General features: G+C 68.1%; 7 protein-coding genes. 1 reads left to right on the forward strand and 6 read right to left on the reverse strand.

The features are described from left to right. Positions 1–570: 570 nt before the first annotated feature. The 3 genes from C1J01_RS46300 to C1J01_RS46310 form a co-directional block, all read right to left on the reverse strand. A complete protein-coding gene (locus C1J01_RS46300) occupies positions 571–1062 on the reverse strand; it encodes a hypothetical protein (protein WP_111185354.1) in 492 nt (163 codons plus the stop codon). 2 nt (positions 1063–1064) lie between these two features. Beyond that, complete coding sequence (locus C1J01_RS46305; RefSeq protein ID WP_111185355.1) at positions 1065–1565, reverse strand: Rv1363c family protein; 501 nt, start codon at positions 1563–1565, stop codon at positions 1065–1067. A gap of 215 nt (positions 1566–1780) precedes the next feature. Then, on the reverse strand, positions 1781–2095 hold the full coding sequence (locus C1J01_RS46310; protein ID WP_181449341.1) for a TetR/AcrR family transcriptional regulator: 315 nt from the start codon (positions 2093–2095) through the stop codon (positions 1781–1783). On the opposite strand from C1J01_RS46310, the gene C1J01_RS46315 reads away from it, so the two are divergent. Next, on the forward strand, positions 2085–2576 hold the full coding sequence (locus C1J01_RS46315) for a nuclear transport factor 2 family protein (RefSeq protein ID WP_181449342.1): 492 nt from the start codon (positions 2085–2087) through the stop codon (positions 2574–2576). The genes C1J01_RS46310 and C1J01_RS46315 overlap by 11 nt on opposite strands. Before the next feature lie 8 nt (positions 2577–2584). Here C1J01_RS46315 and rplL read toward each other — a convergent pair whose 3' ends face one another. The 3 genes from rplL to C1J01_RS46330 form a co-directional block, all read right to left on the reverse strand. After that, the gene (rplL, locus tag C1J01_RS46320; protein ID WP_111185358.1) at positions 2585–2980 is read right to left on the reverse strand and encodes a 50S ribosomal protein L7/L12; all 396 of its coding nucleotides are present in this window, start codon (positions 2978–2980) and stop codon (positions 2585–2587) included. 70 nt (positions 2981–3050) lie between these two features. Next, positions 3051–3575, reverse strand: a complete 525-nt coding sequence (gene rplJ, locus C1J01_RS46325) for a 50S ribosomal protein L10 (protein WP_111185359.1) — start codon at positions 3573–3575, stop codon at positions 3051–3053. 254 nt (positions 3576–3829) lie between these two features. Beyond that, entirely contained in the window at positions 3830–4651 is an 822-nt protein-coding gene (locus C1J01_RS46330) for an SCO4651 family lipoprotein (RefSeq protein ID WP_235855128.1), read from the reverse strand. Between the last annotated feature and the right edge of the window lie 83 nt (positions 4652–4734).

The following is a 4734-nucleotide window of genomic DNA, read 5'->3' on the forward strand; positions in this document are numbered from 1 at the left end:
GCCAGTCGAAAGACTCGGTCTGCAGGGCAAGAAGGTCAGGAACTTCGAGAGGCTCCTGGATGCGCGCGAAAGAGACGCGACGGGGACCAGCGGGTACGGCGGAGGCGTTGCGCGAGGCTGCCAACAGATGTCCTTCCGAGGGCTCGCGGCGGACTGACTACACGCACGCCAGACAACCTCGCAACGTGAGCAAGCATCGCGGGTCGTCAAAGGGCAGCGCAAAGGGGCAGTGTAGCCGAACGGCACACGCCTGTCCACTTCACCTTCGCTGCATGCTCCACGTTGGTCGCAGCATCGCCCGTTCAGGCGGAAACGTCAAGCCCGTAAGCCCGACTTTTAGCCGACTCAGGGCCCGGACGCTGGGTTTTCTTCCCTGTGTGACTGATCGCCTACCGCCAGGCCCAAGACGATACCCGCGAACGGGGGCGGTTAACGCTCCGTCACACCGGGGGTCGAACCCATGCCGACTACCGGTGTAGCTGTGACTGGGGTACCCCCGTCATTGGCTTCGCTAAACCAGATTTTTGGTAACAATTGAAAGTAGCGGCGCGCCCGCGGGGTCCCGGGGCATCAGGCGGTCCCCAGCAAGGTCGACATGCCGGCCACCAGCCACCGGGAATCTTCCCGCACCATGACGAACCTGGCCCGGTTCTGGGTGAACTCCTGCTGGGGGCTTGCCTCACCGGGGATCTCCCTGACCGTACCAGTGTTCACGAAGAGCAGAACCTCGACCCGTTCCGGCTCCGCCCGCTCGACCCCCGCGCCCGCCACGGAGACCGTCTGAACGATCTTCTGCTCCTTGGCCCTCGACACCAGACTCTTGGTCAGGTCCTTGAAATACCCGGTCAGCTCCCCCGTCGTGTACGTACCCGCCCGCTTCAGATCCTGCTCGACCGTCTGGTAGTCGTACGAGAGCAGGGCGGGCGCCACCTTCTTCGCGACGGCCACGGCCTCCCCCGCGGCCACCTCCGCCGCGCGCAGGTCGCGCAGGTTGAACCACATCGTCGGCACCAGCACGGCGCCGGCCGCCACGAGGACGCCCAGCAGGACGATCGTGATCATTCTCACGGCACCTGTACCACCTTCGACACCAGCCAGCGGCCGCCGGCCTTGGCCAGGTCCATCTGCCAGCGGTAGTAGCGCTCTTGCGGCGCGCTCGGGGAGCCGTCCCAGCGGATCTCCACGTCGCCCACCACCAGCACCCTGGCCACCGCACCGGTCATGGACACCAGACCGGTGGCGCGCAGCACGCCGTGCTGGACGACCTTGTTCTCGAGGGTGGTGGACCGGAGCTTGTCCGCGTTGGCGACGTACTCGGCCCTGGCCGCGCCGGTGGAGGTCTCGAGGAGGCGCCGCATGTCGGCGTCGACCGTGCGGTAGTCGAGCGACATCAGGTTCTTCGCGTGCGCGCCCGCCGCCACCAGCGCCGCCCGCCAGTCGCCCGCTCTGCCCTGCTCCTCGCGCGCCTGGGCGGCGATCCACACGCCCGTGCCGACCAGCACCGCCAGCACCCCGCTGAGCGCCGCGATGAGGATGCGAGCAGGCCGTACGGAGAGTCCCGCCACGTCCGCTCACCCCTTCCCGCTCGGTCGCCGGATCATAACGCGACACTCACTCCCGGAGCTCCCCAAACAACAGAGCCGGTCTGCCACAGGGCACGAGGGGTACATCCGATAGATCCGGGGTAATCGGCCAAGCTCGCCGAATGCCCCCAGACGGCCCTCAGCGCCTCGCTGAGCGCCTGAGAGGGTGAACGGGAGCTCCAAGCCTCCGGCGGGCGTCAGGAGGTCTCGGGACCGGCCAGGGCGCGCAGCCCGGGCCGCAGCAGCCGGGCGAGCTCCTCCTGCGGCACGTCGCGCAGCTCGTCGAGCTCCAGCAGCTGGTGCCCCACCGTCACGCCGAGCATCAGCAGCGTCATCAGCGCGGCCCGCAGCCGCGCGTCGTCGCCGGACAACGAGCCGGCCACCCGGTCGATCTGCTCCCCGAGCAGCCGCCGCGCCGACGCCGCGGCCTCGGGGTGGGTGAGCATCGAGCGCAGCATGGCCAGCGAGCTCTGCGGCAGCTCCCCCAGCTTCACGCCGAGGGTGCCCAGCACGTGCTCGACCACCTCATCGGCGCCGGACTCTCCCCCATCGACGGGCGTCACGCGTACGGACGACCTGGCCGACCTCTACGCCGAGGACGGCCTGCACGAGTTCCCGTTCGGCGGGCTGCCGCCGTACGCGGGCAGGGAGCAGATCCGCGCGGGCTACCACGCGATGTGGGACTCCATCGGCATGGAGGCCCAGGAGGTGCGCCGCCTGGCGCTGCACCGCACACAGGACCCGGAGGTCGTGGTCGTGGAGCAGGACACGCACGTCACGGCCGGCGGCCAGCCGATCACCGTCCCCGGCCTGCTCGTCCTGCGGATCGGAACGGTGAGATCGTCCACACCAGGGACTACATGGACACCAGCGCCATCGCCCGCGTGCGCGCCGCCGCCGGCTGAACCGGTCCCGGGAACGCGAAAAGAGGCGGCACACACCCGGCACCAGGGTGTGTCCGCCTCTTTCCGTAGAGCGTCTTGCGTGAAGTGAAGGGGAAGTTACTTCACGGTGACGGTGGCGCCGGCGCCCTCGAGGGCAGCCTTGGCCTTCTCCGCCTGCTCCTTGTTGACCTTGCCGTCGAAGACCGGCTTCGGAGCGCCGTCGACCAGGTCCTTGGCCTCCTTGAGGCCCAGGGACGTCAGGGCGCGGATCTCCTTGATGACCTGGATCTTCTTGTCGCCGGCGGCCTCGAGGATGACGTCGAACTCGTCCTGCTCCTCGACCGCGGCGGCCTCGGCACCGGCGCCACCGCCGGCCGGGGCGGCGGCGACGGCCACAGGGGCGGCGGCCTTGACGTCGAAGACCTCTTCGAACTGCTTCACGAACTCGGACAGCTCGAGGAGGGTCATCTCCTTGAACGCGTCGAGCAGCTCGTCGTTGCTGAGCTTCGCCATGATGATTCCTTACGTATAGGACTTGCTGAAAACTTGGAACGGGACCGCGGTGTCTGCGGCAACCCCCGTGTTACTCGCCCGCCTCGTCGCGCTTGGCACGCAGGGCTTCGGCCAGCTGGGCCAGCTGCGTGGGCAGCGCGGCGAACATCGCGGCAGCAGCGCTCTGCTTCGCCTTCATGGCACCGGCGAGCTTCGCGAGGAGAACCTCGCGGGACTCAAGGTCGGCGAGCTTGGTGATCTCAGTGGCGTCGAGCGTCTTGCCCTCGAGGACACCACCCTTGATCACCAGAAGGGGATTGGCCTTGGCGAAGTCGCGCAGACCCTTGGCGGCCTCGACGACGTCACCCTTGACGAAGGCGACGGCGGTGGGGCCGACCAGCAGGTCGTCCAGACCCGTCACGCCGGCCTCAGTGGCGGCGATCTTGGTCAGGGTGTTCTTCGCCACGGCGAACTTCGCATTCTCACCGAGAGAGGTGCGCAGCTCCTTGAGCTGAGCGACGGTGAGACCGCGGTACTCGGTCAGAACGGCGGCGCTGCTGCCCTCGAACTCGTTCTTGAGCTCGGCAACGGCTGTCGCCTTATCCGCCCTCGCCATGGGCCTCCTTCCAGATGTGCCACCGGCGAAGGCTCCAGAAATGAGAACAGCCCCGGGCGCAGGGGCGCACACGGGGCTCACGCACACGGATCACTCCATGTGGGAAACTCGCATCACACCTGCGCGGGCCGTCCACATCACGTGGATCCTTCGGTCGCCAGGATGTGAGCACCTGACGACGACCGGCGGTCTTCGGCAACGACCAGAGTACGTGCTGGCCGCCGAGTTTCCAAATCGTTCTCAGTCGGTCGTGCTCAGTTGGTCGTCGGCTGCTGCAGCTCGCCGACCTGGTCGGCGGGCGGCGCCTCAATGCTGACGGGCTCGTTGAAGCCCTTGAACAGCAGGGTGGCGTCGAGCGTGGCGCCCTCCTTGGAGCCGCTCAGCGCGAGCTTGCGCGGCAGGCCGTCGGAGGCGACCCAGATGTCGAACTTCACGTTCTGCAGCTCGGCCAGGCCCTGACGCGCCTGCGCCTGCTCGTCGGCGGGCAGCTGCTGGACGGCCACGTCCACCGGGAACGTGCCGCTGTAGTGGGTGGTGTCCTCGCCGTTCACACTCTCGGTGCCGACCGCCTTGACGTCCTGCGAGGCCGTCACCAGCTTGGTCATGTTGCCGAGGTCGAACTGCTGGATCTGGTCGAGGTAGCGCCGCGCCTCGCCCGCGTCGCCCGTCTCGGCCAGCGGGACCTTGATCCACGGCTTGGTGGCCCCGAGCATCTCGTTGAGCGCCTGGACCTTGACGTACACGGTGTCGCCCTGCAGCACGGCCCGGACGCCACCCGGCACGCCCCGCCCGCCCATGTCGACGGTGTCGAGGGTGAGGTCGGCGGCGAGCTGCGGCTTGCTCTGGTAGACCATCCGTCCCTGCACCTTGCCGGCGCCCTCCTGCGGATGCTGGACGTCGACCACGGCGTCCACCGTGTAGCTGGTGACCTCCGCGGTCTTCTGCGCGGCCTGCGTCAGCACCTCTGAGGCGGCCAGGTTGACCTGGATGGGCTGCGCGTTCGATCCACAACCGGCGACCGCGGCCACGACGAGTGCGGCCCCGGCCGCGGTCATTACTATCGTGCGCTTCAGCATGGTTTGACCCTACGTTCAAGTTCCTCCGCCGTGGCGCTTTCCCCTGACATATAAGGGAAAACTCAGGGTCCCCACCTACCCCC

Source organism: Nonomuraea aridisoli, from assembly GCF_003236395.1.
GTDB lineage: Bacteria > Actinomycetota > Actinomycetes > Streptosporangiales > Streptosporangiaceae > Nonomuraea > Nonomuraea aridisoli.

What these genes read in the sequence shown, in the direction of transcription:
- rplJ (WP_111185359.1), bottom strand. Translation starts at nt 3,575, where the DNA reads ATGGCGAGGGCGGATAAGGCGACAGCCGTTGCCGAGCTCAAGAACGAG.
- C1J01_RS46330 (WP_235855128.1), bottom strand. Translation starts at nt 4,651, where the DNA reads ATGCTGAAGCGCACGATAGTAATGACCGCGGCCGGGGCCGCACTCGTC.
- rplL (WP_111185358.1), bottom strand. Translation starts at nt 2,980, where the DNA reads ATGGCGAAGCTCAGCAACGACGAGCTGCTCGACGCGTTCAAGGAGATG.
- C1J01_RS46300 (WP_111185354.1), bottom strand. Translation starts at nt 1,062, where the DNA reads ATGATCACGATCGTCCTGCTGGGCGTCCTCGTGGCGGCCGGCGCCGTG.